Source organism: Microtetraspora sp. NBRC 16547 (assembly GCF_030268965.1).
Lineage (GTDB): Bacteria > Actinomycetota > Actinomycetes > Streptosporangiales > Streptosporangiaceae > Microtetraspora.
Window position 1 is genome coordinate 1 of record NZ_BSSE01000101.1, and the last position, 410, is coordinate 410.

At 70.0% G+C, this 410-nt stretch carries 1 protein-coding gene; it reads left to right on the top strand.

Going from position 1 to position 410, the window contains the following annotated elements; genetic code table 11:
* Positions 1 to 226: 226 nt before the first annotated feature.
* Positions 227 to 410: hypothetical protein (locus QSK17_RS35785; RefSeq protein ID WP_285711142.1), on the top strand; the 184-nt coding region annotated here is incomplete at its 3' end.

Below are 410 nucleotides of genomic sequence, written 5' to 3' on the forward strand. Positions count from 1 at the left end.
ATGCGGGAAAGCCTCCCACCGTGGAGGTGCCTTCGCCTATGGCGAGACTCCCCCCAACGGCGACGCCTTTCACACCGACGAAGCTCCGACCGAGAAGCAGCGTGCTTCCGGTTTCCGGGAAGCGTCCCACCGTGGAGACGCTCGTGGTCATGAAAGGTCCGGCAGCGGCGAGACCTTCGATGACGGCGAGGCTCCGGCGGAGGAGCAGGCCGCTCCCGGTGGTGGCATGTCGTCGGGTCGGGTGTCGTGGCCGTTGGTGGCCTCGGTCCGGGAGACGGCCTCTGCGCTGGCATTGGCGGTGGTGCCGGACTCGCCGGGGGTGTGTCTGGCCGAGGCGGAAGACCTGCTGTTCGCGCGGGATCGGCTCATCTCCGCGATCGCGGCGCGGGTGGAGCGGGTGCATGCCGCCG